General features: G+C 71.9%; 22 protein-coding genes. 10 read left to right on the top strand and 12 right to left on the bottom strand.

The window, feature by feature from the left end; all coding sequences use genetic code 11:
- Positions 1–106: 106 nt before the first annotated feature.
- The 4 genes from sucB to K7C20_RS10340 all read right to left on the bottom strand — a co-directional run bounded on the left by sucB (position 107) and on the right by K7C20_RS10340 (position 6,183).
- Complete coding sequence (gene sucB, locus K7C20_RS10355; RefSeq protein ID WP_053208827.1) at positions 107–1,840, bottom strand: 2-oxoglutarate dehydrogenase, E2 component, dihydrolipoamide succinyltransferase; 1,734 nt, start codon at positions 1,838–1,840, stop codon at positions 107–109.
- 90 nt (positions 1,841–1,930) lie between these two features.
- Entirely contained in the window at positions 1,931–3,319 is a 1,389-nt protein-coding gene (gene lpdA / locus K7C20_RS10350; RefSeq protein WP_030083720.1) for a dihydrolipoyl dehydrogenase, read from the bottom strand.
- Positions 3,320–3,644: 325 nt separating this feature from the next.
- Positions 3,645–5,189 (bottom strand): leucyl aminopeptidase, encoded by a 1,545-nt coding sequence (locus tag K7C20_RS10345; protein ID WP_030083722.1) that lies wholly within the window; start codon positions 5,187–5,189, stop codon positions 3,645–3,647.
- A gap of 199 nt (positions 5,190–5,388) precedes the next feature.
- Positions 5,389–6,183, bottom strand: coding sequence for an adenosylcobinamide-GDP ribazoletransferase (locus K7C20_RS10340; RefSeq protein WP_053208826.1), 795 nt, complete (start codon positions 6,181–6,183; stop codon positions 5,389–5,391).
- A 108-nt stretch (positions 6,184–6,291) separates the two neighbouring features.
- Between K7C20_RS10340 and K7C20_RS10335 the strand changes: the two genes are divergently transcribed.
- Positions 6,292–7,029: a hypothetical protein gene (locus K7C20_RS10335; protein WP_030083728.1), complete on the top strand. Its 738-nt coding sequence runs from the start codon at positions 6,292–6,294 to the stop codon at positions 7,027–7,029.
- On the opposite strand, the gene K7C20_RS10330 is transcribed toward K7C20_RS10335, so the two are convergent.
- The 5 genes from K7C20_RS10330 to K7C20_RS10310 form a co-directional block, all read right to left on the bottom strand.
- Positions 7,004–7,828: a hypothetical protein gene (locus K7C20_RS10330; RefSeq protein WP_245171006.1), complete on the bottom strand. Its 825-nt coding sequence runs from the start codon at positions 7,826–7,828 to the stop codon at positions 7,004–7,006. The two genes, K7C20_RS10335 and K7C20_RS10330, sit on opposite strands and share 26 nt — an antisense overlap.
- The gene (locus K7C20_RS10325; protein ID WP_030083730.1) at positions 7,825–9,591 is read right to left on the bottom strand and encodes a phosphatidylglycerol lysyltransferase domain-containing protein; all 1,767 of its coding nucleotides are present in this window, start codon (positions 9,589–9,591) and stop codon (positions 7,825–7,827) included. Before K7C20_RS10325 ends, K7C20_RS10330 begins: the two co-directional genes overlap by 4 nt.
- A 137-nt stretch (positions 9,592–9,728) precedes the next feature.
- Positions 9,729–10,775, bottom strand: coding sequence for a nicotinate-nucleotide--dimethylbenzimidazole phosphoribosyltransferase (cobT, locus tag K7C20_RS10320; RefSeq protein ID WP_053208824.1), 1,047 nt, complete (start codon positions 10,773–10,775; stop codon positions 9,729–9,731).
- Positions 10,776–10,796: 21 nt separating this feature from the next.
- Positions 10,797–11,546, bottom strand: a complete 750-nt coding sequence (locus tag K7C20_RS10315; protein ID WP_053208823.1) for a class I SAM-dependent methyltransferase — start codon at positions 11,544–11,546, stop codon at positions 10,797–10,799.
- A gap of 277 nt (positions 11,547–11,823) precedes the next feature.
- Positions 11,824–13,185 carry a bifunctional adenosylcobinamide kinase/adenosylcobinamide-phosphate guanylyltransferase gene (locus K7C20_RS10310; protein WP_053208822.1) on the bottom strand — a complete coding sequence of 454 codons (1,362 nt, stop codon included), beginning with the start codon at positions 13,183–13,185 and terminating at the stop codon, positions 11,824–11,826.
- Between the two features lie 161 nt (positions 13,186–13,346).
- Here K7C20_RS10310 and K7C20_RS10305 point away from each other — a divergent pair, with 161 nt between their 5' ends.
- Positions 13,347–13,562, top strand: a complete 216-nt coding sequence (locus tag K7C20_RS10305) for a hypothetical protein (protein WP_030083739.1) — start codon at positions 13,347–13,349, stop codon at positions 13,560–13,562.
- Positions 13,563–13,746: 184 nt separating this feature from the next.
- On the opposite strand, the gene K7C20_RS10300 is transcribed toward K7C20_RS10305, so the two are convergent.
- Entirely contained in the window at positions 13,747–14,343 is a 597-nt protein-coding gene (locus K7C20_RS10300; protein WP_053208821.1) for a DUF3043 domain-containing protein, read from the bottom strand.
- Between the two features lie 314 nt (positions 14,344–14,657).
- Between K7C20_RS10300 and K7C20_RS10295 the strand changes: the two genes are divergently transcribed.
- The 7 genes from K7C20_RS10295 (at position 14,658) to K7C20_RS10265 (ending at position 23,109) form a co-directional block, all read left to right on the top strand.
- Complete coding sequence (locus tag K7C20_RS10295) at positions 14,658–15,455, top strand: PspA/IM30 family protein (protein ID WP_280921980.1); 798 nt, start codon at positions 14,658–14,660, stop codon at positions 15,453–15,455.
- A gap of 56 nt (positions 15,456–15,511) precedes the next feature.
- Positions 15,512–15,790 carry a PspA-associated protein PspAA gene (gene pspAA, locus K7C20_RS10290; protein WP_030083745.1) on the top strand — a complete coding sequence of 93 codons (279 nt, stop codon included), beginning with the start codon at positions 15,512–15,514 and terminating at the stop codon, positions 15,788–15,790.
- A gap of 87 nt (positions 15,791–15,877) precedes the next feature.
- A complete protein-coding gene (locus K7C20_RS10285; RefSeq protein ID WP_030083747.1) occupies positions 15,878–17,179 on the top strand; it encodes a sensor histidine kinase in 1,302 nt (433 codons plus the stop codon).
- Positions 17,176–17,862, top strand: a complete 687-nt coding sequence (locus K7C20_RS10280) for a response regulator (protein ID WP_030083750.1) — start codon at positions 17,176–17,178, stop codon at positions 17,860–17,862. Before K7C20_RS10285 ends, K7C20_RS10280 begins: the two co-directional genes overlap by 4 nt.
- A 151-nt stretch (positions 17,863–18,013) precedes the next feature.
- Positions 18,014–21,193, top strand: a complete 3,180-nt coding sequence (locus K7C20_RS10275) for an efflux RND transporter permease subunit (RefSeq protein WP_053208820.1) — start codon at positions 18,014–18,016, stop codon at positions 21,191–21,193.
- A 268-nt stretch (positions 21,194–21,461) separates the two neighbouring features.
- Positions 21,462–22,547, top strand: a complete 1,086-nt coding sequence (locus tag K7C20_RS10270) for a methyltransferase domain-containing protein (protein WP_030083752.1) — start codon at positions 21,462–21,464, stop codon at positions 22,545–22,547.
- Between the two features lie 100 nt (positions 22,548–22,647).
- Positions 22,648–23,109: a hypothetical protein gene (locus K7C20_RS10265; protein WP_053208819.1), complete on the top strand. Its 462-nt coding sequence runs from the start codon at positions 22,648–22,650 to the stop codon at positions 23,107–23,109.
- 100 nt (positions 23,110–23,209) lie between these two features.
- Here the strand turns inward: K7C20_RS10265 and nadA are convergent, their stop codons facing one another.
- Positions 23,210–24,409, bottom strand: coding sequence for a quinolinate synthase NadA (gene nadA / locus K7C20_RS10260; protein ID WP_078952998.1), 1,200 nt, complete (start codon positions 24,407–24,409; stop codon positions 23,210–23,212).
- Between the two features lie 342 nt (positions 24,410–24,751).
- Between nadA and K7C20_RS10255 the strand changes: the two genes are divergently transcribed.
- The gene (locus tag K7C20_RS10255) at positions 24,752–25,105 is read left to right on the top strand and encodes a HesB/IscA family protein (protein ID WP_030083757.1); all 354 of its coding nucleotides are present in this window, start codon (positions 24,752–24,754) and stop codon (positions 25,103–25,105) included.
- 125 nt (positions 25,106–25,230) lie between these two features.
- On the opposite strand, the gene K7C20_RS10250 is transcribed toward K7C20_RS10255, so the two are convergent.
- Positions 25,231–26,772, bottom strand: coding sequence for a hypothetical protein (locus K7C20_RS10250; protein WP_053208818.1), 1,542 nt, complete (start codon positions 26,770–26,772; stop codon positions 25,231–25,233).
- Between the last annotated feature and the right edge of the window lie 75 nt (positions 26,773–26,847).

Raw genomic sequence — 26,847 nt, 5'->3', positions numbered from 1 at the left:
CCCCGGGCGGCAACGGGTATCGGGGACGCGCAAAGGGGCCGGCCCCGGCTCGTACGACGAACCGGGGCCGACCCCCTGCTGCACACCTACGGCGTGACTGCCGGACTCAGAGACCGATCTCGGTCTCGAACTCGGCGGCCTCCAGGATCTGCTTGACCGTGGTCAGGTAGCGGGCGGCGTCCGCGCCGTCCACCAGACGGTGGTCGTAGGAGAGCGCGAGGTAGGTCATGTCGCGCACCGCGATGGTCTCGCCGAGCTCCGGGTGGTTGATGACCACCGGGCGCTTGACGGTCGCACCGATGCCCAGGATGCCGACCTGGTTCGGGGGCACGATGACGGTGTCGAACAGGGCACCGCGCGAACCGGTGTTGCTGATGGTGAAGGTCGCACCGGACAGCTCGTCCGGCGTGATCTTGTTCGCGCGGACCTTGCCCGCCAGGTCCGCCGTCTTGCGGGCGATACCGGCGATGTTGAGGTCACCGGCGTCCTTGATGACCGGGGTCATCAGGCCCTTCTCCGCGTCCACCGCGATACCGACGTTCTCGGTGTCGAAGTAGGTGATGGTGCCCTCGTCCTCGTTGATCCGGGCGTTGACGACCGGGTGGGCCTTCAGCGCCTGGACAGCGGCCTTGACGAAGAACGGCATCGGCGAGAGCTTGACGCCCTCACGCTGCGCGAAGGCGTCCTTGGCCTTGTTGCGCATCCGCATGATCTTGGTGATGTCCACCTCGACCACGGAGGTCAGCTGCGCCTGGCCGTGCAGGGCCTTCATCATGTTGTCGCCGATGACCTTGCGCATCCGCGGCATCTTGACGGTCTGGCCGCGCAGCGGCGACACCTCGATGACCGGGGCCTTGGAGGCGGCGGCCGGGGCGGCGGCCGGAGCCGGCGCGGCCGCCTTGGCGGCCTCGGCGGCGGCGATGACGTCCTGCTTGCGGATGCGGCCACCGACACCGGTGCCCTTGACCGTGGACAGGTCGACGCCGTTCTCCGCGGCGAGCTTGCGCACCAGCGGGGTGACGTAGGCGCCGTCGCCCTCACCGGCGGCCGGAGCCGGGGCGGCCGGAGCCGGCTTGGGGGCCGGAGCCGGAGCGGGCGTCGGAGCCGGAGCGGCCGGAGCCGGAGCGGCGGGCGCCGGGGCAGCAGCGGCCGGGGCCGGAGCCGGGGCCGGAGCGGGCTCCGGAGCGGCGGCCGGGGCCGGAGCGGCCGGGGCGGGCGCGGCGGCCGGAGCGGCACCGGCCGCACCGATGACGGCGAGCTTGGCGCCGACCTCGGCGGTCTCGTCCTCACCGACGACGATCTCCAGCAGGGTGCCGGAAGCCGGCGCCGGGATCTCGGTGTCGACCTTGTCGGTGGAGACCTCCAGCAGCGGCTCGTCGGCCGAGACCTCCTCGCCGACCTCCTTCAGCCAGCGGGTGACGGTGCCCTCGGTGACGCTCTCGCCGAGCGCGGGGAGGACGACGTCGGTGCCCTCGGCGCCACCCGCGGGGGCGGCGGCCGGGGCGGGGGCCTCGGCGGCCGGAGCCGGGGAGGGCTCGGGCTGCGGCTCGGCCGCGGGTGCCTCGGCGGCGGCCGGGGCCGCCTCGGCCGCGGGCGCACCGCTGCCGTCGTCGATGAGGGCCAGCTCGGCGCCGACCTCCACGGTCTCGTCCTCGGCCACCTTGATGGCGGAGAGGATGCCGGCGGCCGGGGCCGGGATCTCGGTGTCGACCTTGTCGGTCGACACCTCGAGCAGCGGCTCGTCGGCCTCGACGCGCTCACCCTCGGCCTTGAGCCAGCGAGTGACGGTGCCCTCGGTGACGCTCTCGCCGAGCGCCGGCAGGGTTACGGAAACCGCCATGGTTTCAGTTGCTCCTTACGGTGGGTCTCCCAGCTCGAGCGAGGTCGAGATCCTGGGGAAGTGCGGATGTGGTCGCGCCCGGGACTGGGGTCAGTCGTGGGAGTGGAGAGGCTTGCCGGCCAGGGCCAGGTGGGCCTCACCGAGGGCCTCGTTCTGCGTCGGGTGCGCGTGTACGAGCTGCGCCACCTCGGCCGGCAGGGCCTCCCAGTTGTAGACCAGCTGGGCCTCACCGACCTGCTCGCCCATACGGTCACCGACCATGTGGACGCCGACCACGGCACCGTCCTTGACCTGGACGAGCTTGATCTCGCCCGTGGTCTTGAGGATCTTGCTCTTGCCGTTGCCCGCGAGGTTGTACTTGAGAGCGACGACCTTGTCGGCGCCGTACAGCTCCTTGGCCTTGGCCTCGGTGATACCCACCGAAGCGACCTCGGGGTGGCAGTACGTGACGCGCGGCACGCCGTCGTAGTCGATCGGCACGGTCTTCTCACCGGCCAGCCGCTCCGCCACCAGCATGCCCTCGGCGAAGCCGACGTGGGCGAGCTGGAGGGTGGGAACGAGGTCACCGACGGCCGAGATGGTCGGCACGTTGGTCTGCATGTACTCATCGACCAGGACGTAGCCGCGGTCCATCGCGACGCCCTGCTCCTCGTAGCCCAGGCCCGCCGAGACCGGCCCGCGGCCGATCGCGACCAGCAGCACCTCGGCCTCGAAGGTCTTGCCGTCGGCGAGGGTGACCTGCACGCCGTCGGCGGTGTACTCGGCCTTGTCGAAGAAGGTGCCGAGGTTGAACTTGATGCCACGCTTGCGGAAGGCCCGCTCCAGCAGCTTGGAGCTGTTCTCGTCCTCGACCGGGACGAGGTGCTTGAGGCCCTCGATGATGGTGACGTCGGTGCCGAAGGACTTCCACGCGGAGGCGAACTCGACGCCGATGACGCCGCCGCCCAGCACGATCGCGGACTTCGGCACGCGGTCCAGCGTCAGCGCGTGGTCCGAGGAGATGATGCGGTTGCCGTCGATCTCCAGGCCCGGCAGCGACTTCGGCACGGAGCCGGTCGCCAGCAGGACGTGGCGGCCCTGGACGCGCTGGCCGTTCACATCGACGGAGGTCGGGGAGGAGAGCCGGCCCTCGCCCTCGATGTACGTCACCTTGCGGGAGGCGATCAGGCCCTGCAGGCCCTTGTACAGGCCCGAGATGACCTCGTCCTTGTACTTGTGGACCGCCTCGATGTCGATGCCCTCGAAGGTGGCCTTGACACCGAACTGCTCGCTCTCGCGAGCCTGGTCGGCGATCTCACCGGCGTGCAGCAGAGCCTTGGTGGGGATGCAGCCGTTGTGCAGGCAGGTGCCGCCGACCTTGCCCTTCTCGATCAGGGCGACGTCCAGGCCCAGCTGCGCCCCGCGCAGGGCAGCGGCGTAACCACCGCTACCGCCTCCGAGGATCACTAGGTCGAAAACGGTGCTGGCGTCGTTCGCCACGTCACGTCCTCCATGCATGGGTACGCCGGAGCCGGTCTCCGATGACCGGGCGGCGGCTGTGGTTCGGCCGCTTTTACTTCGGCCCTGGGTAAGGGGGGCCCTGTCCTGCCGAGAACCCATCTTCGCACTTGTTCCACGAAGCCGGGACGGCGGGCCGGGCTCGGGGCGGACGATCAACCGCCCCATAGGGGTTACTGGCGCGTACTGGCGTACGGATTTCGTTGAGGGCGAACACGGGGTGCACACGCACCTACGGCCCCGGGCGGTATGCCCGGGGCCGTACGGATATAACGGGCAAGAGGGAGGAATCTCCCCGGGTTGACCGTCAGCCCAGGTCGCCCGCGGCGGTGCGCTCCGCCAGGCGTACCAGGGTGCGCACCGCGGATCCCGTGCCGCCCTTGGGGGTGTAGCCCCAGGGAGCGCCCTCGTGGAAGGCCGGGCCGGCGATGTCGAGGTGGGCCCACGTGATGCCCTCGCCGACGAACTCCTTGAGGAAGAGGCCGGCGACCAGGCCGCCGCCCATCCGCTCACCCATGTTGGCGATGTCGGCAACCGGGGAGTCCATGCCCTTGCGCAGCTCGGACGGCATCGGCATCGGCCAGGACTGCTCGCCGACCTCCTCCGCGATCTCGTGGACAGAGGTACGGAACGCGTCGTCGTTGGCCATGATCCCGAAGGTGCGGCTGCCCAGCGCCAGCACCATCGCACCGGTGAGGGTGGCGACGTCCACGATCGCGTCCGGGGTCTCCTCCGAGGCGCGGGTCAGCGCGTCGGCCAGCACCAGACGGCCCTCGGCGTCGGTGTTGAGCACCTCGACGGTCTTGCCGCTGTACATGGTCAGCACGTCGCCGGGGCGGGTGGCGGAGCCGGACGGCATGTTCTCGGCGAGCGCCAGCCAGCCGGTGACGTTCACCTCCAGGCCCAGCCTGGCGGCGGCCACGACGGCGGCGAAGACCGCGGCCGCGCCGCTCATGTCGCACTTCATGGTCTCGTTGTGGCCGGCCGGCTTGAGCGAGATGCCGCCCGAGTCGTAGGTGATGCCCTTGCCGACCAGCGCCAGGGTCTTGGTGGCCTTGGCGTGCGTGTGCGCGATCCGCACCAGCCGCGGCGGGGCCTCCGCGCCCTGGCCGACGCCCAGCAGGCCGCCGTAGCCGCCCTTCTTGAGCGCCTTCTCGTCCAGCACCTCGACCTTGAGGCCGAACTCCTTGGCCGCGGCCTGCGCCTCGGCCGCGAAGGCCTTCGGGTCGAGGTCGTTGGGGGGCATGTTGATCAGGTCGCGGGCGCGGTTGATCTCCGCGGCCAGCGCCTGGGAGCGCTCGGCGGCGGCCTTGAACTCCTTGTCGCGCGGCTTGGTACCGAGGAGTGCGACCTCCGCGAGCGGCGCCGACTTGGCGTCGTTCTTCTTGGCGCCCTTGGCGTTCTGCCCGTTGCCGTTGCTGCGGTAGGCGGTGAAGGAGTACGCGCCGAGCAGCGCGCCCTCGCTCACCGCGGCGGCCGCCTCGGCGTCCTCGACGGGCAGCGCGAAGCCGGCCTTCTTGCTGCCGGTCAGTGCGCGGGCGGCACTGCCCGCGGCGCGCCGCAGCGCCTCGTTGTCGTAGCCGTCGTCCTTGCCCGGCGCCTCGCCGAGGCCGACCGCCAGCACGACCGGCGCCTTGAGGCCGTCCGCGGCGGGCAGCTTGGTCACCTCGCCCTCGGCACCACTCGCGCCGAGGGTCTCCAGCACCGCGGCGAGCTTGCCGCCGAAGGCCTTGTCCACGGCCTCCGCGCCGGGGGCGACAACGACGCCCTTGGCGCCCTTGGCCACGCCGACGACGACGGCATCCGCGCGCACCGTTGCGGCGGAAGAAGTACTGAGGGTCAGTGCAGTCACGGTGATAAAGGTCCTGTTCCGTCCGGGGAATCCGTCTGCGCGCAGCGCGCTGCTGCGGCCGAGCCTACGCTCGGCGGCGCCGCAAGGCCCGTCCAATACCACACCGGCACATAACGGGGCCTCGGCAGTTGTCGGCGTTCCGCCTCAACTCGATTTCTTTGCAGGCGAGTTGGGCGGACGGAAGGGGAGCGCTCGGGCGCTATCCGAGACTCATCGCGACCAGCGCCGTGAGCCCGGCGCCCTCCGCGAGCGCGCCGAACACATCGCCGGTCACCCCGCCGAACCGCCGCCGGCAGTGCCGCAGCAGCAGTTCGCCCAGCCCGAGGCCGAGCAGCGCCGCGAGCCCGGCGTGCAGCGCGCCGTACGGGCCGAAGGCGGCGCCGGCGGCCGTGCATCCGGCGGCCACCAGCGCCGTGCACAGCAGCGCCGCCCGCACCGGGACGGTGCCCGCGACCGCCGCGCCAAGTCCCTCCGGGCGGGCGGCCGGCACCCCCGCGCGGGAGGCGAGGGTCAGGGCGCAGCGGGCGGTGACCGCCGCAACGACCGCCGCGACGGCGGCGGGTGCCCAGCCGTCCGCATACAGCTGGTCGAGCGCGGCCACCTGTGCCAGCAGGGCGAACAGCAGCGTGATGACCCCGAACGGGCCGATGTCGGACTGCTTCATGATGCGCAGCGCCGCCTCGGCGGGCTTGGCGCTGCCCAGGCCGTCGGCGGTGTCGGCGAGCCCGTCCAGATGCAGTCCGCGGGTGAGCACGGCGGGCACCACGGCGGTGGCGACCGCGGCGAGCAGCGGACCGCCGCCGAGCAGCAGCAGCGCCGCGCCGAGCGCGGCCGCACACAGCCCGACGACCAGTCCGGCCAGCGGCGCGCAGAGCATTCCGCCGCGCGCCGCCTCCCGGTCCCAGCGGGTGACGCGTACCGGCAGCACGGTCAGCGTCCCGAAGGCGAAGCGCAGGGCGTCGGAGGGGGCCGGGGGAGCGGGGGAGTCGGTCACCGCGGCAGGCTATCCGGGCGTCCCACGCGTTTGGCTGCCGGTCCTGGCCGCCGAAACAGGGCCTAATGGTGGTGAGGTGTCCTTACGCGACATACGGGAGCGTGCGGGATGGGCCACTGGTGGTACCGCAATATCGTCGAGCCGGGGAAGCTGCCGCTGCTGCTGGCCCTCGTCTCGTTCGTGCTGACGTTCCTCGTGACCCGGGCCGTCACCCGGCTCATCCGCGCGGGCAAGGGCCCCTTCCGCGACATCACTCCCGGCGGCGTCCACGTCCACCACGTCGTGCCCGGAGTGATCCTGATGGTCGTCGGGGGCTTCATCGCCATCGGGGGCGGCCGGAGCGGTTTCGGCGCGGGTGCCGCGGCGGTGCTCTTCGGCGTGGGTGTGGGCCTCGTCCTGGACGAGTTCGCGCTGGTCCTCCACCTCGACGACGTGTACTGGACCGAGGAGGGGACCAAGAGCGTCGAGATCGTCATCCTCACCGTCGCCCTGGTGGCCCTGATCCTGGCCGGCTTCCTGCCGTTCGGCGTCAATGACATCGGCCCGGGGGAGAGCACCGACCGCTTCACGGTCGTGCGGACCGTGGCCGTCAACTTCCTCTTCGCGCTCGTCGCGCTCACCAAGGGCAAGGGCCGGATCGCGGTCATCGGGGTCTTCGTGCCGTTCGTCGCGCTCTTCGGCGCGATCCGGCTGGCCCGGCCGAACTCGCCCTGGGCCAGACGCTTCTACCGCACACGCGCGAAGGCGCGGGCCCGTGCCCGGGTCCGCGCCTACCGTCACGACCGTCGCTGGTCGGCGCTGCGCCGCAAGGTCGAGCACGTCATCGGGGGTGCCCCCAGCCGCTGACGTGCCGGTCGCCGCGCGGCTTGCGCGGCCGCCACACCTCTCCCAGCGCACACACGGCCAGCACCGCCAGCACCGCCGCGACATGCTCCTTGCCCGCCAGGTTGTTCTTGATGGACACCACCTCGACGACCATCGCCACGGCGACGAGGGCACAGGTGAACCACGCGCGATAACGCCAGCACACGAACACCGCCAGCCCCACCACGGCCGCCGACGGCCCGGTGTCGATGACGTACTTGTCCGAGTCGGGCAGCCCGACGGGGCTCACCGGGCCGATCCAGATGCCGATCCGGGCGTACATGGTCCCGGCGAGCGTGGCGACGTAGGCGACCACCAGCGTCTGCCGCCAGCCCACACAGATCTCCGCGATCCCGAAGACCACCAGGATCTGCGCCAGCGCCCCCCACACCGGAAGGTCCAGCGCCGGTACGAACAGCGACAGCGGGGTGCGCAGCAGCGCCACCCACAGATGCTCATAGGCCTGTACGGAGCCGATGTTCTGGACCGTCCGATAGCCCCAGGCCTGGTTCTGCACGAACTGGAGCGCCAGGGTCAGACACACCGCGGTGAGTGTCAGCGGAATCGCCCGCAGCCTGTCCGTGACCAGCGAGGAGCGCACCGTCCGCAGGAGCGGGCCCCACTCGGCACGCGCGAAGCGACGCAGGGCGGGTGCCTCCCGCCGCCCCGGCGCGGATACCTCCCGCCGCCCTGGCACAGGCCCCTCCCGCCGCCCTGGCACAGGCCCCTCCCGCCGCCCCGGCACAGGTCCCTCCCGCCGCCCCGCCCCAGCAGAGCTCATCTCACGTTCTCCAGGTGCTTGCGGTTCAGCCACTTGGGCAGACCCGGCGCTTCCAGAAAGCCTTCCGCACGGCCGGCGGCGATTCCGATGCGCAGCAAATCGGTGCTCTTTTCGAAGAGCATGTACCGCGGTTCCCAGATCGGCCGGTATTTCGCATTGGCGCGATAGAGCGATTCGATCTGCCACCACCTGGAGAAGAAGCTGAGCAGCGAGCGCCACAGGCGCAGCACCGGGCCCGCGCCGAGTCGCGATCCACGTTCGAAGACGGAACGGAACATCGCGAAGTTGAGCGAGAGCTGAGTGATCTCCACCTCTTTCGCCCGCTGGATCAACTCCAGCACCATGAACTCCATCAGGCCGTTCTCGGAGTTCCGGTCCCGCCGCATCAGATCCAGCGAAAGGCCCTTCTCGCCCCAGGGAACGAAGCTGAGCAGCGCCCGCAGCTCGCCCTCCTCCCCGTCCGTCCCGCCGTCCCGGCATTCGAGCATCACGCAGCGCCCGTCCCCCGGGTCGCCGAGCCGGCCCAGCGCCATCGAGAAGCCGCGCTCGGTCTCCCCGTCGCGCCAGTCGTCGGCCAGCCGCAGCAGGTGCGCCATCTCCGGTGCCGGGATGTCCTCGTGGCGCCGGATGGTGACCGTGTAGCCGGCCCGCTTGATGCGGTTGTAGGCCTGCCGCACGGTGCGCATCGCCCGGCCGTCGAGGGTGAACTCCCCGGTGTCCACGATCGCTTCGTCGCCGAGCTCCAGGGCGTCCAGGCCGTGCCGGGCGTAGATCGTGCCGCCCTCCTCGCCGGCGCCCATCACCGCAGGGGCCCAGCCGTGCTCCCGTGCCTCGGCCAGCCACACCTCGATCGCCCCGGGCCAGGCCTCGGGGTCGCCCAGCGGATCGCCGGAGGCCAGCGACACCCCGCCCACCACGCGGTAGGTGACCGCCGCCTTGCCGCTGGGGGAGAAGAGCACGCTCTTGTCGCGGCGCAGCGCGAAGTAGCCCAGCGAATCGCGGTCGCCGTGCCGCGCCAGCAGGGCGCGCAGCCGCTCCTCGTCCTCCTCGGTGATCGGGTCGGTGCTGCGCACGGACCGGAACGCCGCCCACAGGACCGCGACCAGCAGCAGCGTGCTGAGCACGTTGATCGCCACATTGACCCAGTTCGGGGTGGCGATCTCCGGGAACGCACGGTCGTCGGCGGCCAGCGACACCAGCCGCATCAGGCCGTAGCGCCAGCGCTGCACGAATGTCGAGGAACCGTCCCCGGCGGTGTTGGTGACGGTCACCAGCAGCGCCGCCAGCAGCGAGGCGATCAGCAGACCGCCCGCCGCGACCGTCGCCGCCAGTTTCGGGTTCGCGCGGTCACCCTTAGCCGAGAACTCGCGCCGCCCGACCACCAGCGCGGCGGCGAACAGCACGGTCAATACCAGCGACACCCAGTTCTGCACATGTCCGCGGAACTCCGGGGCCGCCACCATCCCGAATCCGAAGAGCAGCGCCAGCAGCCCGGACAGCACCAGATTCAAAATCCAGGACGCCCGCTTGCGCCGCCGCAGGGTCACCGACAGGAAGAGCGAGAAGGCGCCGGAGGCGAACCCCGCCGTCAGCAGGTACGGAGTGAAGAATTCCGCGATGTTGTGCCGACGGATGTCATTGCCGAACGACACCCATACCGCGCTCAGCAAATTGATGAAGGTGACCGTGCGCAGATACCAGATGCCGAATGCGGCACCACGCTGTGACCACGTGCCGCGAGGGCGGTCTTCGTCCGGACTCAAGCGATGTCTCCCATAAAACGTGTAAAGCGTGATCTTATGGGGCGCCGCCGGTGGTCCGGTGCGGGCGTGAAGTGATGAGCGCCCGGCGGGCGCTCATCCGGTCGCTGCGTACGACGGCCGGCCGGGCCGGTGCCGGGTCAGTCGCGTACGGGCAGTTCTGCCGCCAGGGCCGCGGCCGCCTGCACCAATGGCAGGGCCAGCAGCGCCCCCGTCCCCTCTCCAGCAGTGACGCCGTGGTCGAGCAGAGGGTTGAGTGCGATCCGGTCCAGCGCCTTGGCCTGCGCCGGCTCCCCGCTCGCCTGCCCGGCCACCCACCAGTCCGGCGCCCGGAACGCCACCCGCTGCGCCACCAGCGCACAGGCCGCCGAGACCACCCCGTCCAGGATCACCGGCGTACGGCGCACCGCACTCTGGAGCAGGAAGCCGGTCATGGCGGTCAGGTCCGCGCCGCCGACCGTGGCCAGCAGCTCCAGCTGGTCGCCGAGCACCGGACGGGCCCGCCGCAGCGCGTCGCGGATCGCCGCGCACTTGCGCATCCAGGCCAGATCGTCGATCGGGGCCCCGCCCCGCCCGGTGACCACCGAGGCGTCCGTCCCGCACAGCGCGGCGATCAACGTGCTCGCCGCCGTCGTCCCGCCGACGCTCAGATCGCCCAGCACCACCAGGTCGGTCCCGGCGTCCGCCTCCTCGTCCGCGACGGCCATCCCGGCCCGGAACGCCGCCTCGGCCTCCTCGGCCGTCAGCGCGTCCTCGATGTCGATCCGTCCTGAACCGCGCCGCACCCGGTGCCGGGTGACGTCCTCCGGCAGCTCCTCCGGGTCGCAGTCCACGGACAGATCCACCACCCGCAGCTGCGCCCCGGCGCCACGGGCCAGCACCGCGGCCGGGCTCGACCCGTCCAGCACGGCCCGTACGAGATCCCTGGTGCCGCCGGCCGGCCGGGCCGACACCCCCAGCTCCGCCACCCCGTGATCGCCCGCGAACAGCAGCACCCGCGGGCGTCCGACGGGCCGTACCGGGACCTGCTGCTGCGCGGCGGCCAACCACTCGCCCAGCTCGTCGAGGCGGCCGAGCGCACCCGGCGGCACGGCCAGCCGTGCCCGCCGCTCCTCGGCGTCACGGCGCACACCGCCGTCGGGGCGCTCGATCAGGTGGGCGAAGTCATCGAGGTTCAGGGCGCTCATTGGGCGCAGATTACCGTCAACTCACGGCTGACGAGGCGCCCCGGGGGAACCGGCCGGCGCGAAGCGCACCTCGCACACCAGCGGCGTCAGCGCGCCCAGCACCGGTACGCGGCGCACCGGCCACAGGAGCCGGGCCGGCAGACCGCCCGGCGCCGTCCGCTGCGGCGACGCCGGCGGCGGGCCGACTTCGCGGACCGCGACGATGCCCGGGTGCGCACCGGCCACCCGCGGCAGTTGGGCACGGTCCAGCGCCCAGCGCACCGGCGCCGGCCACCGGCCGCCGGCCCCACCGGCCCACCGGGCCCGCGCGGTCGCCCGCCGTGGCGGTGCGTCAAAGACCAGCGCACCACCGGGAAACCGCTCCGCACAGGCCGCCAGCAGCGCGCGGACCGCGGGCGGCGGCAGCCGCATCAGCACCCCCGGCGCCGTCACGATGACCCCGCGCCCCGGCTCCCGTACCGCGTCCAGCCAGCCGTGATCGGTCACCGCGCGGGCGACGGTACGCCGCCGGGCGCTGTCCGGCAGCAGTATCCGGCGCACCGCGGCGGTCTCCGGCGGCACCACCGTCAGCCAGTTCAGCCGCCCGTTGTCCAGCCGCCAGAAACCGGTCCCGAGCCCCTCGCCGAGCGCGACCACCGTCGCCTCCGGACGCCGCTCCAGATAGGCGCGTACGGCCGCGTCGAAACGCCGCCCGCGCGCGCCCGGCTCCCGGGCGGGCCCGGCTTCCCACCCGGCCGGCGTTTCGGATTCGGTCCGCTCGGATTCGGTCACGGGTCAAGAGCACCCGGTGCCGCGCCGCCGGGCAAGCGGACACGGGCCCCACCGGGCCTCCGTCATCCACGCAGCGCAGCGGACACGGGCCCCACCGGGCCTCCGTCATCCACGCAGCGCAGCGGACACGGGCCCCAGCGGGCCTCCGTCATCCACGCAGCGCAGCGGACACGGGCCCCAGCGGGCCTCCGTCATCCACGCAGCGCAGCGGACACGGGCCCCAGCGGGCCTCCGTCATCCACGCAGCGCAGCGGTCACGGGCCCCAGCGGGCCTCCGTCATCCACGCAGCGCAAGCGCCTGGCCCGCGACGACCAGCAGCAGCTGCTCGCACTCCGCGCCGAACGCCGCGTTCAGCCGCCCCAGTTCGTCACGGAACCGGCGGCCCGCCGCAGTCGCGGGGACGACGCCGGATCCGACCTCGTTGCTCACCGCCACCACGGTCCGGGGCGTGTGGCGCACCGCCGCCACCAGCGCATCGGTCCGCTCCCGCAGCGCCCGCCGGCCACCGGCCTCCCAGGTCGCGTCGTCCCACGCCCCGACCTCGTCCATGACATGCGTCAGCCACAGCGCCAGACAGTCGATGAGCAGCGGCGATGTCTCGCCCGCCCGGCCGGCGCCGGGCCCCTCGGCGTCGAGGCCCGGCCCCCCGGCTTCCGTGCCCCGCGCCTCGGCGTCCGCACCCGGCCTCCCGGCGTCCGCACCCGGCCTCCCGGCGTCCGCACCCGGCCTCCCGGCCTCCAGGAGCGGCACCAGATCGCAGGTCTCGACCGTGCGCCAGCTGCCGGGGCGCCGCTCACGGTGCAGCGAGACCCGCTGCGCCCAGTCCTGGTCGCCGTCCCGGGTCCCCCCGGTGGCCACGTACACCACGTCGGGAAAGGCCGCGAGCCGCCGCTCCGCCTCCACCGACTTCCCGCTGCGCGCCCCGCCCAGCACCAGCGTCCGCCGCGGCAGATCCGGCACCGCATGGAACTCGCCGACCACCAGCGTGCTGCCGTCGGGCACCGCACGGGCTCCCACCGCCGCCAGCCGGCGGTGCAGCTCGGGCCCCGGCGGCACGTCGTGGTCGATGTGCACCGCGACCACATCCGTCGCCGCGTCGGCCGCCCCGCTCGCCCGCAGCTTCGCCAGCGCATCGGGCCGCTCCAGTACGTCGAGCAGCACCAGGTCGTAGGGGCCGGTGCCGCCCCCGCCGCCCGCCGTGCGGCCGTTCCCGTTGACCGGCCCGGCCGGGGCCGCGCCCGGCGGCAGATACAGCAGCCGCTCGCCCGTGGCGCCGGAGATCTCGTAGCCGGTACCCGGGATGTCCACCGCGACCGCCCGCACCCGGTGTCCGTCGAGCAGCGCCAGCTCCCGCCCGTCCGCGACCCGGCCCGGCTGCGGCAGCCCGGCAGGCACCTCCATCACCGGACCGTCGTGCGGATGCGAGAGCAGCACCTGGCGGACACCCGTCAGCGACTGCCCGGCGCGGGCGGCCGCGAAAGCCGGTCCGGGCGTCAGATCGATCATCAGCGCACCGTCGACGAGCAGCGCGGTCGCCGCCCGCGCCTCGTCGCCGACGGCGGTCGCGCAGGCGGCACACGGGCAGCCGGGCCGCGGCAGCCCCTGAGGGGCGCCGGTGCCGAGGAGAGTCACATCCACACCGCCGAGTTTCTCGCGTCCGCGTCCGGCGGGCGCGGCGGGGGCGGACTCGACACGGCCGTTAGGCTGCCGATCAGCACGGAAGCACGGCACGGCGGAGTGCGTCAGGACGCGCTCCGCGGTGGCACAGATTCGTACTCGGTGGGATCCAGGAGGCGCACATGGCGTGGACGTGGCGGTTCGAGAAGGCCGACGGTTCGGAGACGGCGCCGGCCGTGCAACCGGAGGAGTTCACCACCCAGGGCGACGCGGAGTCCTGGATCGGCGAGGAGTGGAAGGCCCTCCTCGAGGGCGGCGTCGACCAGGTGAGGCTCTTCGAGGACGGCACCGAAATCTACCCGGGCCCCATGAGCCTGCACGCGGACGCGGAGGCCTGAGCCGGGGCTGACCAGCCCGGGGCCGAGCCCTGACGACTGCTGGGCCGGGTCCGTACGGACCCGGCCCAGCAGTCAAAAACTTCATCCCGCCGCGACGGCGCGCCACCACAACGGCGAGGTCCGGGGGCACCTCCCAGCGTTGGCCGGGGGAGGCATCGGGAACGACCCCGGCCCCCACGCACGACTACGGCTTTTCGCCCCGCTTCACCTGCGGCTTCGGCAGTCGCAGCCGCCGCATCTGCAACGTGCGCATGACCGCGTACGGCTTCACGCCCTTGAGGTTCTCGTTCGGGAAGCGCTCCTGGAGCAGCTTGCCCAGACGGACCCAGATCAGGGCGGAGTCGATCACGATCAGCACGATGATCACGAGCCACAGCAGCAGCGCGATGCTCTGGATCGACGGCACCCGGATCATGGTGAGCACCAGGATCACCACGGCCATCGGCAGGAAGAACTCGGCGACGGCCCAGCGGGAGTCGACGTAGTCGCGCGCGAACCGGCGCACCGGTCCCTTGTCGCGCACCGGCAGATACCGCTCGTCACCGCTGGCCATGGCCTCGCGCTGGCGGGCCATGTCGGCGCGGCGGGCCTCACGCTGGGCCTTCGTCGCGTCCTTGCGGTTGGCCGGCGTATGCGCACGGGAGCGGCGCTGCGACTGGGAATCGCTGCGTTTGGGCGTCGGGCGGCCCTTGGGGGCCTGCGGATCGCGGGGCTGCTGGGGCTGGTCCGCGGTCACCTTGGCGGTCGCGGCCTGCTCATCCTTCGAACGGCTTCGGAACACAAGGCCCAAGGGTACGTGCTCGCCGCGGCTGAACCATGGTCCGACGGGGCACGATCCGGCAACGGCACCCGCGGAGCCTGCGCCCGGCCGTGCCGGAACCCCTGTCCTACCGGCACAGAGCAGACATCGTGTGGCTTGTCCGGACTCTCCCTACTCCTTGCGCGGGAGACGACGCCGCCGCGATCGTCCTGGAGGAGGAGCGCATCCGGGCGCGAACAGTGCGGTAATGGAACCAGGGCCCGTACTGTGGGGTCTGTAGATGTGCTGGAGCCTAAGCCCGAGGTGACTCGGTCAGAAGGGGGCGCGCGAGGCCCATGAGCGATGGTGTCATGAAGCGGATGGGGATGATCTTCCGCGCGAAGGCCAACAAGGCCCTGGACCGGGCCGAAGACCCGCGCGAAACCCTCGACTACTCGTACCAGAAGCAGCTGGAGCTGCTTCAGAAGGTACGCCGCGGCGTCGCCGACGTGGCGACCTCCCGCAAGCGCCTGGAGCTTCAGCTCAACCAGCTCCAGGGCCAGTCCGCCAAGCTGGAGGACCAGGGCCGCAAGGCGCTCGCGCTCGGCCGCGAGGACCTGGCCCGCGAGGCGCTGAGCCGGCGCAGTGCGCTGCAGCAGCAGGTCACGGACCTGGAGACGCAGCACCAGACGCTCCAGGGCGAGGAGGAGAAGCTCACGCTGGCCGCGCAGCGGCTGCAGGCCAAGGTCGACGCCTTCCGTACGAAGAAGGAAACGATCAAGGCCACGTACACGGCCGCCCAGGCACAGACCCGGATCGGCGAGGCCTTCTCCGGCATCTCCGAGGAGATGGGCGACGTCGGCATGGCCATCCAGCGTGCGGAGGACAAGACCGCACAGCTCCAGGCCAGGGCCGGTGCGCTCGACGAGCTGATGGCCTCCGGCGCGCTGGACGACCCGACCGGCATGGCCAAGGACGACATCACGGCCGAGCTGGACCGCCTCTCCGGCGGCAGCGATGTCGAACTGGAGCTACAGCGGATGAAGGCCGAGCTCGCGGGAGGCTCGTCCGGCCAGCAGGCGATCGAGGGCGGTCAGAACGGCGCGGGGCAGTCCGCCCCGCAGCAGGACCGGCCGCGTTTCGACAAGCAGTGACGGCCGGCGGCGGATAGCCTCGCAGAGATCGTCGGACCGGACCAAGGGAGACCGTCGTGATCGTACGGATCATGGGGGAGGGCCAGGTGAAGCTGGACGATGCCCACTTCGCCGAGCTCAACAAGCTGGACGATGAGCTGCTCGCCGAGATGGAGAGCAACGACGAAGCAGGCTTCCAGCGCACTCTCGGTGCCCTGCTGGACGCGGTGCGCCGGCTCGGCACGCCGCTCCCCGACGACGCCCTCGAACCCTCCGAACTCATCCTGCCGTCCCCGGACGCCTCGCTCGACGAGGTCCGGGAGATGCTCAGCGACGACGGCCTCATCCCGGGCTGAGTCCTGGGCCGCTCCCGGCCCGACCGCTCCACTCCAGCGCACAGCGCCCCGGCCCCTCGGTGGACCGGGGCGCTACCGTTTGCTCTTGTGAGCCTCCTCGACCCCCGCCCGGACGCACCCCGTGTCGGCCGCTTCCAGTGGCACCGGACGCATCCGCTCGCCTTCGACGCCGCCCTGGCCGTGGCCGTCTTCGCGTGCATCCTGTGCGGTGCGGTGGCCGACCCGCACGGTCCGCACGGCCCGCGGTTCGCCGGCCACCACCTGACCGCCACGACCGTGGTGCTCGCCGCGCTGGCCTGCGCCGCACTGGTCCTGCGCCGCCGGCTGCCCCGTACGGTCCTGGCCGTCACCGGCTCGCTCACCATCGTCGAGCTGCTCGCCCGCTCCAGCGATCCGCGGGCCCCCGTGGCCGCCTCCGCCGTGATAGCGCTCTACAGCCTGGCCTCGCGCACCGACCGGCCCACGACCGGGCGGGTCGGCGCCCTGACCGTGGTCGTCCTGACCGCCGCGGCGATGCTCTACGGGCCCCGCCCCTGGTACGCGCAGGAGAACATCGCCATCTTCGCCTGGACGGGCATGGCCGCGGCCGCCGGCGACGCGGTCCGCAGCCGACGCGCCTTCGTCAGCGCCATCCGGGAGCGCGCCGAACGCGCCGAGCGCACCCGCGAGGAGGAGGCCCGGCGCCGGGTCGCCGAGGAGCGCCTGCGGATCGCCCGTGAGCTGCACGATGTCGTCGCCCATCACATCGCCCTGGTCAACGTCCAGGCGGGCGTCGCCTCGCACGTCATGGACAACCGTCCCGACCAGGCGAAGCAGGCGCTGGCGCACGTCCGTGAGGCGTCCCGCTCGGCGCTGGAGGAACTCCGCGCCACCGTCGGCCTGTTGCGGCAGTCCGACGATCCCAAGGCGCCGACCGAGCCGGCTCCGGGACTCGGTGTCCTCGACCAGCTCGTCGACGGGTTCGTCCGGGCCGGCATCCCGGTCGACCTGGAGGTCCCGCACTCGCCCCGGCCGCTGCCCGCCTCCGTCGACCTCACCGCCTACCGCGTGGTCCAGGAGGCGCTGACCAATGTCCACAAGCACGCCGGTGAGGGGGCCCGCGCCACGGTGCGGATCGTCCACGGCGACACCGCGCTGACCGTGACCGTCCTGGACGACGGCGCGGGCCGGGCCGGCATCCCGCGGCAGAAGGGCGGCGACCGGCCGCCCGTGGGGCCCGGCGGGCCCGGTGAGCCGGAGGACAGCGGCGGTGGCCACGGCCTGATCGGGATGCGCGAGCGGGTCTTCGCCCTGCGCGGCACGGTCGTGACAGGACCGCGGGCGGCCGGCGGCTTCCAGGTCCGGGTCACCCTTCCGCTTCAGGCCGTCCGGACGGGGGAGTCGGTATGACGATCAAGGTGCTGCTCGCCGACGACCAGGCGCTGCTGCGCAGCGCGTTCCGGGTGCTGGTCGACTCCGAGCCGGACATGCGGGTGGTGGGGGAGGCCTCCGACGGCGCCCAGGCGTACGAACTGACCCGGGCCCAGCGCCCCGATGTCGTCCTGATGGACATCCGGATGCCCGGGGTGGACGGCCTGGCGGCCACCCGCATGATCAGCGAGGACCCGGAGCTCACCGACGTCCGGGTGGTCATCCTGACCACCTTCGAGGTCGACGACTATGTGGTGCAGTCGCTGCGGAACGGCGCCAGCGGCTTCCTCGGCAAGGGCGCCGAACCGGACGAGATGCTGAACGCGATCCGGATCGCGGCGGCCGGGGAGGCGCTGCTCTCGCCCGTCGCGACCAAGGGCCTGATCGCGAAGTTCCTCGCGCAGGGCGGCAGTTCCGGGGACGGCGGACCCGGCGGCCGGGGTGCCGAACGGCTGGCGACGCTGACCGGCCGCGAGCGCGAGGTGCTGACCCTGGTGGCCGGCGGGCTGTCCAACGACGAGATCGGCGAGCAGCTCGCGGTCAGCCCGCTCACCGTCAAGACGCATGTGAACCGCGCGATGGCCAAGCTGGGCGCCCGGGACCGCTCCCAGCTGGTGGTCATCGCCTACGAGTCGGGACTCGTACGCCCACGGGTGCAGTGAGGGGGGAGCCTGCCGTACTCCCAACGCGGTACGGGCACCGGCCGGAAACCGACCTGCGAGCGAGGAAATCCGGTCAGGGCATGGCGGAAGGTGTATGTGGGCCCGTGAAAGGCCCCGCCGTCCGTTTCAGAACAGAAGAGAGACCCCACCCATGTCCTGGCTGTCCCGACTCAGCCTCGTACAACGGGGCCTGATAGCGCTGATGTCGATCGTGGCGATCGCCTTCGGCGCCATCGCGATCCCACAGCTCAAGCAGCAGCTCCTGCCGTCCATCGAACTCCCGATGGTGTCCGTGCTGGCGCCGTACCAGGGCGCCTCCCCCGATGTCGTCGAGAAGCAGGTGATCGAGCCGCTCGAGGACGGTGTCCAGGCGGTCGACGGCATCAAGAGCGTCACCTCGACGTCGAGCGAGGGCTCGGGCGTCATCATGGCGCAGTTCGACTACGGCAACGACTCCGAGCGCCTGGTCGCCGATGTCCAGCAGGCCGTGAACCGCGCCCGCGCGAAGCTGCCCAAGGACGTCGACCCGCAGGTGGTGGCCGGCTCGACGGACGACATCCCCACCGTCGTCCTCGCCGTCTCCTCCCGGGACAAGGACCAGCAGACGCTCGCCGACCAGCTCAAGCGCAGCGTCGTCCCGGACCTGAAGAACATCGACGGCGTCAGCCAGGTCACGGTGGACGGCGTCCAGGACCGGATCGTCGCGGTCACCCCCGACGAGAAGAAGCTCGCCGCCGCCGGGCTGAACTCCCAGGCGCTCGGCCAGGCGCTGGAGGCCGGCGGGACGTCGGTGCCCGCCGGGTCGTTCGCCGAGGGCGGGCAGAGCAAGACCGTCCAGGTCGGCGCGGGCTTCACGTCCGTCAAGCAGATCAGGGACCTGACGATCGCGCCGTCCCCGGCAGCCGGTGACGCCGCCGCGGGCGCCGGCCGGCCGGCCGAGCCGGTCCGCCTCGGCGACGTCGCCACCGTCAAGGAGCAGTCGGCCACCCCGACCTCGATCACCCGCACCGACGGCAGGCCCAGCCTCGCCGTCATGGTGACGATGGACCAGGACGGCAGCGCGGTCGCGATATCCGACGCGGTCAAGGACAAGCTCACGAAGATCCGTCAGGACCTGGGCAAGGGCACCGAGGTCACGGTCGCCTCCGACCAGGGCCCGGCGGTCTCCAAGTCGATCGAGTCGCTGACCACCGAGGGCCTGCTCGGTCTCGCCATGGCGGTCATCGTCATCCTCGTCTTCCTGCTCAGCCTGCGCTCGACGCTGGTCACCGCGGTCTCCATCCCGCTCTCGGTGGTCATCACGCTGATCGTGCTGTGGACCGGGGACCTCTCCCTGAACATGCTCACCCTCGGCGCGCTGACCATCGCGATCGGCCGCGTCGTCGACGACTCCATCGTCGTCCTGGAGAACATCAAGCGGCACCTGGGCTACGGCGAGGAGCGCCGCGAGGCCATCCTCTCCGCCGTCAAGGAGGTCTCCGGAGCGATCACCTCCTCCACCCTCACCACGGTCGCGGTCTTCCTGCCGATCGGCGTGGTCGGCGGCATGGTCGGTGCGCTCTTCGGCTCCTTCTCGCTGACGGTGACCGTCGCCCTGCTCTCCTCCCTGATCGTCTCCCTGACGGTCGTACCGGTCCTCTCGTTCTGGTTCCTGCGCGCCCCGGAGATCCCCGAGGGCACGACCCAGGACGACCTGCGCCGCGAGGCCGAGGAGAAGGAGGCCAAGAGCCCGCTGCAGCGCCTCTACGTCCCCGTCCTGCGGTTCGCGACCCGCCGCCGGATCACCAGCCTGGTCATCGCCGTCGTCATCCTCCTCGGTACCTTCGGCATGGGCCCGCTCCTGAAGACCAACTTCTTCGACCAGGGCGACCAGGACACCCTCACCGTCAAGCAGGAGCTCGAGCCCGGCACCAGCCTGGACGCGGCCGACAAGCAGGCCAAGAAGGTCGAGAAGCTGCTCGCGGCCAACGACGACCTCGCCGACTACCAGGTCACCGTCGGCTCCTCCGGCTTCATGGCCGCCTTCGGCGGCGGCACCGGCGCCAACCAGGCCTCCTACCAGCTCAAGCTGAAGGACGCCGCGGACTCCGGCAAGGTCAGCGACGACCTGCGGGCCGGTCTCGACAAGCTCGGCCCGTCCATCGGCGACACCACCGTCACCGCGGGCGGCGGCTTCGGCAACCAGGACCTGAGCGTGGTCGTCAAGGCCGCCGACGGCGACGTCCTGAAGAAGGCCAGTGAGCAGGTCCGCAAGACCGTCGCCGGTCTCGACGACGTCACCGACGTCCAGAGCGACCTCGCCCAGAGCGTGCCGCGGATCTCCGTGAAGCCCAACGAGAAGGCGGCCGCGGCCGGTTACAACCAGACCACCCTCGGCGGTGCGGTCACCCAGGCGGTCCGCGGCACCACCAGCGGCAAGGCCGTCCTGGACGACACCGAGCGCGACATCGTGATCAAGTCGGCCCACCCGGCGACCACCGTGGCCGAGTTGAAGAAGCTGGCCATCCCGACCCCGGCCGGACCCGCCGAGCTCGGCACGCTCGCCACCGTGCGGACCGTCCCCGGCCCGGTCCAGATGACCCGGATCGACGGGGCCCGTTCGGCGACCATCACCGCCAAGCCGACCGGCGACAACACCGGCGCGGTCAGTGCCACGCTCCAGAGCAAGATCAACGCGCTGAAGCTGCCGGACGGTGCCACCGCGGAGATCGGCGGCGTCTCCCAGGACCAGACCGACGCGTTCTCCTCGCTCGGCCTGGCGATGCTGGCGGCCATCGCCATCGTCTTCATGCTGCTGGTCGCCACCTTCCGCTCGCTGATCCAGCCGCTGATCCTCCTCGTCTCGATCCCCTTCGCGGCGACCGGTGCGATCGGCCTGCTGGTCGCCACCGGCACCCCGCTGGGCGTCCCGGCGATGATCGGCATGCTGATGCTGATCGGCATCGTGGTCACCAACGCCATCGTGCTGATCGACCTGATCAACCAGTACCGGGCGCAGGGCCACGGCGTCGTGGAGGCGGTCATCGAGGGCGGCCGCCACCGCCTCCGCCCGATCCTCATGACCGCCCTGGCCACGATCATGGCGCTGCTCCCGATGGCGCTGTCCATCACGGGCGACGGCGGCTTCATCTCCCAGCCGCTCGCCGTGGTCGTGATCGGCGGTCTGATCACCTCCACCCTGCTCACCCTCCTCCTCGTCCCGACGCTCTACGCGATGATCGAGCTCCGCAAGGAGCGCCGGGCGAAGAAGAAGGCCGCCAAGAAGGCCGGAAAGGGCGGCCCGCAGGCGGAGGAGACCGACCGCGCCGCCCCGGAGCCGGCGGGCGTCTGACGCCGGTGACGGGACACCGCAGAAACACAGAAGCAACGAGGTAGCGCAGAAACGATGCCCCCGCAGGCCGGTGCTTGCGGGGGCATCGTGCTGGGCATCCCCGTCACGGGGCCCGACCGCCCCACCACCGGCGAAGGGGGATGTCCATGGGAAAGCACGGGGACGGCAAGGGCGGCGAGGAGGGCGACAAGCAGCAGAGCCCGAAGGAGTCCGACGGCCGGTGGACCAAGCCGGTGACCCAGCCGCCGAAGAAGTAGGGGAGGCCGCCATGTCCTCACCGGGCCGGCTGGTGGAAATCCTGCGCAACAAGGGCGCGTTGGCGCCGGAATGGGCCCCGGCCGTCGCCGCGGTCGACCGCGCGCACTTCGTCCCGGACACCTTCGAGGTGGCCGACCGCACGGTCTCCCGCTCCGCGGACGAGGCGGAGTGGCGCCGGATGGTCTATGCCGATCTGCCGCTCATCACCCAGCACAACGACGGGCGGCGCGCGGCGGGCGAGGTCGCCGTTCCCACCTGCTCGACGTCCATGCCCTCCCTCATGCTGGCGATGGCCGCGGTCGTCCGGGACGGCGACGCCGTATTGGAGATCGGCACGGGCACCGGCTATCACGCCGCCTGGCTCGCGCACCGGCTCGGCGAGGACCGTACGACCACGATCGAGACCGACAAGGCCTTGCACGACATCGCCCGGGACAACCTGGCGCGGGCGGGCCTGCATCCGCACATGGAGTGCGGCGACGGCCTGGCGGGCGTCCCCGGGCGGGCCCGCTTCGACCGCACCATCGCCACGTGCACGGTCCGCGACATCCCCTACGCCTGGGTGGAGCAGACCGCCCCGGGCGGCACGATCCTCACCCCGTGGGGCTCGTCGTTCCACTCCTACTCGTTCGCGACCCTGACCGTCCGCGACGGGCGGGCCACCGGCCGCTTCTCCGGCCGACCGGCCTTCATGTGGGCCCGTCAGCAGCGCCGCTCCTACGGCCGCATCCGGGACTGGTACCACGGCGAGGAGGGCGAGCGCGGTACGACCACGCTCGATCCGCGGGTGCTGGAGGAGGATCTGCACGCCCGCTTCGCCGTGGGACTGCGGGTGCGGGACGCCTGGCCGCTGCTGTGCCCCGCCGACGACGGCAGCGACGAAGCCACGTACTGGCTCTTCGACGACGCCCGCAGCTCCTGGGCCACCGTCGAGTACGTCCCCGGCCGTGCGGTGTACGAGACCGAACAGCACGGCCCGCGCCGCCTGTGGGACGAGGTGGAGTGCGCCTACCGCGCCTGGACCGGGCAGGGCAGCCCCTCGCGGGACCGCTACCGCATCACGGTCACGGCCCAGGGTCAGTCCGTGTCGCTGTGACCGCCGCCCGGTGCACGCGTTCGGGGGCGCATCTCTCGCCGATCGCCGGGCGCGATGGTTACGTGGCCTGTGGTGCTGAACCGACGAAAGGTGAGCGAGCGTGCCGTCCTCCCTGGTCCGCAAGGCCGCCCCCGTAACCGCCGCCGGGCTCGCCTGTGCGCTGGCCCTCGCGGCCGCTCCGCCCGCCGCGGCCGGACCTGCCGCCGCCCTGCCCACCGTCGGCGTCCGGGTAGGCGTCACGGGCGGGGCCTACACCGGCAGCGTGGGGATCGTCCGGACGTCCGCCCGCACGGTCTTCGGCGGCTACTACTGCGCGGCCAACGGCACCGACCCCACACCGCTCACCGCCCTGGTCGACGCCCAGGAGCAATACGGCCTCGGCGGGGTGCGGGCGTACTGGGACGCCGCCAAGAAGGACTTCGTCGTCACCGACATCCATGGTGATGTCGCGGACGGCAAGAAGAAGTGGAACGCGTACGTGAACGAGAAGAAGATCACGACCGGGCCCTGCGGGACGGCGATCAAGGACACCGACAAGGTCCGCTGGACCCTGGAGGCCTGACCGGCCGCCGCACCCGCTCCGGGGCGGCCGTCGCACTCTCTCCGGGCGGGGCTGGGCGGCCGTCGCGCGTCACGCTGCCGGCCGCCACGGCCCGCGGGGCCTACGGCAGCGCCAGCATCCGCTCCAGCGCCAGCTTCGCGAAGCTCTCGGTCTCCTTGTCGACCTCGATGCGGTTGACGACCTTGCCGGCGGCGAGGGACTCCAGCGTCCACACGAGGTGGGGGAGGTCGATGCGGTTCATCGTCGAGCAGAAGCAGACCGTCTTGTCGAGGAAGACGATCTCCTTGTCCTCCTCGGCGAAGCGGTTGGCCAGCCGGCGGACCAGGTTCAGTTCGGTGCCGATGGCCCACTTCGAGCCGCGGGGGGCGGCCTCCAGCGCCTTGATGATGTACTCCGTCGAGCCGACGTAGTCCGCGGCCGCCACGACTTCGTGCTTGCACTCGGGGTGGACGAGGACATTGACGTCCGGAATGCGCTTCCGCACATCCTCCACCGACTCCAGCGAGAAGCGGCCGTGCACCGAGCAGTGGCCGCGCCACAGGATCATCTTGGCGGCCCGCAGCTCCTCGGCGGTCAGGCCGCCGTTGGGCTTGTGCGGGTTGTAGACCACACAGTCGTCCAGGGACAGGCCCATGTCGCGGACGGCGGTGTTGCGGCCCAGGTGCTGGTCGGGCAGGAAGAGGACCTTCGTCGAGTCGGCCTCCCCTTGCTCGAAGGCCCAGTCCAGCGCGCGCTTGGCGTTGGAGGACGTACAGATCGTGCCGCCGTGCTTGCCGGTGAAGGCCTTGATGTCGGCGGAGGAGTTCATGTACGAGACCGGCACGACCTGCTCGGCTATGCCGGCCTCGGTGAGGACGTCCCAGCACTCGGCGACCTGCTCGGCGGTGGCCATATCGGCCATCGAGCAGCCTGCGGCCAGGTCGGGGAGGATGACCTGCTGGTCGTCGCCGGTGAGGATGTCCGCGGACTCCGCCATGAAGTGCACACCGCAGAAGACGATGTACTCGGCGTCCGGCCGGGCGGCGGCGTCCCGCGCGAGCTTGAAGGAGTCGCCCGTCACATCGGCGAACTCGATGACCTCGTCGCGCTGGTAGTGGTGCCCGAGGACGAAGACCTTGTCCCCGAGCTCCGCCTTGGCCGCGCGGGCGCGCTCGACGAGGTCGGGGTCCGACGGCGTCGGCAGATCGCCGGGGCACTCCACACCGCGCTCGCTCTTCGGGTCGGCCTCACGGCCGAGGAGCAGCAGGGCCAGCGGGGTCGGCTGGACGTCCAGGGGCTGGGCGGTGGTCACAACACGCACCCTCTCTTCTTCGATGAGTGCGACGGGGCCGCACCAGGGGAGCCGGCTTGCACCGGGAGCCTTTTCGTCTATTTGACGCTATCTATCATAGCCGCTTCACGTCACTTTGACGATGGCCATCGTGTCGATGTGACGCATCCGTACCGCCGTGTGCGGTCGGCCACCTGTTCCCGGCGGCCGGTGTGCGAGCATGAGGAGAGAACGATGCGAGAGGCCGCCACCGGCGGTGTCCGAAAAGGCCTCTCGACGAATTGCGCCCAGCCGGAATTAATCCGGGACGTCCCCGGTTGCAGCTGGTTGCAACCGATGACAAGCGGTCCGTACAACCCGGGAGAGATCTAGATGAGCGTTCAGGACGAGACCACCGTCAGCGACGGCATCATCCTGTCCGACGCGGCCGCGTCGAAGGTCAAGAGCCTTCTGGAGCAGGAAGGCCGGGACGACCTCGCGCTGCGGGTGGCCGTTCAGCCCGGCGGCTGCTCCGGACTGCGCTACCAGCTCTTCTTCGACGAGCGTTCGCTCGACGGCGATGTCGTCAAGGACTTCGACGGCGTCAAGGTCGTCACCGACCGGATGAGCGCCCCCTACCTGGGCGGTGCCTCCATCGACTTCGTGGACACCATCGAGAAGCAGGGCTTCACGATCGACAACCCGAACGCCTCCGGCTCCTGCGCCTGCGGCGACTCCTTCAGCTAAGGAGACGGGCAGTACGTACGAAGGGCGGCGCCCCCCCCCGAGTGGGGGAGCGCCGCCCTTCGTTTTCCCGTCTCCGTGCGGCCCGCCGCGGTGGTCTCCGCCGCCGGCGGGCCCACGGCGTCCGCTCACCGCTTCGGCACGGACTCACCGCTCGACACATCGACCACCTTCCGGCCGTCCAGCGGCTTCTGGAGCGTCACGGTCTTGGTGAACTCCTTGGCGATCTTCACGCAGACCTGGCCCGGCTTCTTGTCCTTGCCGACGACCTTGGTCTTCACGGTCGAGCCGGACTCCTCGGCGCTCACCGAGTAGACGCTGCACACCCCGCCCCAGAAGTGCACCGTCAGCTTCTTGCCGCCGTCGCTCACGGCGTACGACTCCAGGGACATCGCCCCGGGCTTCCCGGACGGCTTCCCGGACGGCTTCTGCGGGCTCTGCGACGTGCCGCCGCCGTCCCGGTGGGCCAGGTACTTCGGGTTCACCGCCGGGTGCGCGACCGTCGAGGCGGCGTCCGGGCCGCTCCCGGCGCCCGGCTGGCGCACCGTGTAGAGCCACGACGGCACCAGCGCCTGGCTGCCGTCCACGTACTGCACCGAGAGCCCGAAGACCGCACCGGTCACCTCGGCCGGCTGCTGCGCCTTCGTCGGCGCCGGCTCGCACGGCGCGATCCCGTCGCCCTTGCCGCTCTTGCCGTCCTTGCCGGCGGGCGTCGAGGGGCAGCCGGCCGGCGTGCGGCCGTCGCCCGAATTCAGCCGGTCCAGCGTCTTGCCGGCGCTCAGCACCGGATAGTCCGCACCCTTGACCGGGTTCGCCAACTGCCCGCTGCCGCCCACCACTTGACCGTCCGAGCCGACCTGTATATCGCTCTGCCAGCCGTACGTCGGCAGCCCGCCGAGCACCGGATTCGCGCTGACGATGCGCACCGCACCGGACAGCCCGCCCGCGTCGAGCCTGGCGTTCTCCTGGCCGAGCGCCTTCAGCACCGGCCGCACCGCCTGCTCGGCCTTCTTCGGCGAGACCGCGCCCTTGCCGCTGCTGTCGTCCTCGGTCGTGACGTCCCCGCCGCCGCGGTACGACGGACAGCCGGGCCGGCCGGACGGCGCGGCGCCGTCGCCCTTGTCCTGGCCCCTCCCGCCCTTCGGGGAGGCGGGCAGCGCACAGTTCGTGCCGCCCGGGGTGCCGTACTGCGAGTACGTCCAGGCGCCCGAGCCGGACTTCTTCACCTCCAGGACGGGGCTACGGGCATCCCGCGTCAGCCCGCCGACCTTCCAGGACGCGCCCTCCGAGCGGACCTTTCCGGACACATCCAGTGCCTTCGCCAGTCGTTCCACCGACTCGCGGCTGATCTCGCCCTTGGGGCGGTATACCGGCGCGGACGCCGGGCCGCCGGGAAGCTTCTTCACCGCGCGGTACTTCGCACCCTGGGGGTTGGGCTCACCGGCGGCGATCGAACCGCCGCCGGCGTATCCGTCGAGTGCCAGCGGCGGCGGGTCGCCCGCGGCCGCGGAGCCCGCGCCGGAGCCCTCGCCGCTGGAAGCGGACGAAGCCCAGTACGCCGCGCCGCCCCCGGCGAGAAGTACCGCCGCGGCCATCGAGGCGACCACCACTGGGGTGCGCCGCCTGCGCTCCTGGGGGTTCGGGGTGTCGGTGGTGTCCTCGGTGTTCACCGCATCGCTCCTTCGCTCCGCTGAACATCTGACGTGCCATCCTCCGTGAGGGGACGTCGATGAGACGGAGCGGGG

The sequence above is a fragment of the Streptomyces decoyicus genome (assembly GCF_019880305.1).
Lineage (GTDB): Bacteria > Actinomycetota > Actinomycetes > Streptomycetales > Streptomycetaceae > Streptomyces > Streptomyces decoyicus.
Note: the sequence above shows the minus strand (reverse complement) of the source record. Positions and strands in the feature narration are given on the sequence as shown.

Bases quoted from the DNA above. Each gene is read 5' to 3' on its own strand.
- K7C20_RS10280 (WP_030083750.1), top strand. From the start codon at position 17,176: ATGACGATCAAGGTGCTGCTCGCCGACGACCAGGCGCTGCTGCGCAGC.
- K7C20_RS10255 (WP_030083757.1), top strand. From the start codon at position 24,752: ATGAGCGTTCAGGACGAGACCACCGTCAGCGACGGCATCATCCTGTCC.
- K7C20_RS10335 (WP_030083728.1), top strand. From the start codon at position 6,292: ATGGGCCACTGGTGGTACCGCAATATCGTCGAGCCGGGGAAGCTGCCG.
- K7C20_RS10330 (WP_245171006.1), bottom strand. From the start codon at position 7,828: ATGAGCTCTGCTGGGGCGGGGCGGCGGGAGGGACCTGTGCCGGGGCGG.
- sucB (WP_053208827.1), bottom strand. From the start codon at position 1,840: ATGGCGGTTTCCGTAACCCTGCCGGCGCTCGGCGAGAGCGTCACCGAG.
- K7C20_RS10275 (WP_053208820.1), top strand. From the start codon at position 18,014: ATGTCCTGGCTGTCCCGACTCAGCCTCGTACAACGGGGCCTGATAGCG.
- cobT (WP_053208824.1), bottom strand. From the start codon at position 10,775: ATGAGCGCCCTGAACCTCGATGACTTCGCCCACCTGATCGAGCGCCCC.
- K7C20_RS10305 (WP_030083739.1), top strand. From the start codon at position 13,347: ATGGCGTGGACGTGGCGGTTCGAGAAGGCCGACGGTTCGGAGACGGCG.
- K7C20_RS10295 (WP_280921980.1), top strand. From the start codon at position 14,658: ATGAGCGATGGTGTCATGAAGCGGATGGGGATGATCTTCCGCGCGAAG.
- K7C20_RS10270 (WP_030083752.1), top strand. From the start codon at position 21,462: ATGTCCTCACCGGGCCGGCTGGTGGAAATCCTGCGCAACAAGGGCGCG.